The organism is Dietzia sp. UCD-THP, assembly GCF_000349585.1.
Classification (GTDB): domain Bacteria; phylum Actinomycetota; class Actinomycetes; order Mycobacteriales; family Mycobacteriaceae; genus Dietzia; species Dietzia natronolimnaea_A.
The window spans coordinates 1,360-1,771 of the sequence record NZ_KB714677.1 but is presented as its reverse complement, the minus strand read 5'-3'; the positions used below and the strand labels follow the sequence as shown (position 1 = coordinate 1,771).

Below are 412 nucleotides of genomic sequence, written 5' to 3'. Positions count from 1 at the left end.
CCCGCCGCGATGTTCCGAAGCGGGTAGCATCAGCCCTCCGGCTTGGTGCGGTATCCCCATCCCGCACCACTGTCAGGCCGGACTAGAGCGGCCCCGACGGCTGTCAGGCCGTCGGGGCCGCTCCCGTTCAGACGCTCGTCGCCAGGGCGACTCAGAGGTCTGCGCTCGAGTTGAGGCAGGGCCAACACGTGACGCCCTCGGCGGGGGGCGTCACGATGTCGCCGCAGTCTAGGCAACGCTGCGCGAGCCGAACGTCAGCGAGCCGGTCTCGCTCGTACTGCCACACGGTCTCGACGCCTGCCGTGACCACGAGGCGAGTCTCGGCGAGGATCACGTCACCCTCGGCCGTGACCGTCTCGAAGCTGTGGAGCTGCTGGCCGGGCTTGTCCTGCATGGTGTCCCTTTCCCTTGT

Annotated in this window: 1 protein-coding gene; it reads right to left on the bottom strand. The window is 68.7% G+C overall.

All coding sequences use genetic code 11. The features are described from left to right. Positions 1-151: 151 nt before the first annotated feature. The coding region (locus H483_RS37985; protein WP_042330448.1) for a hypothetical protein at positions 152-412 on the bottom strand (261 nt) is incomplete at its 5' end.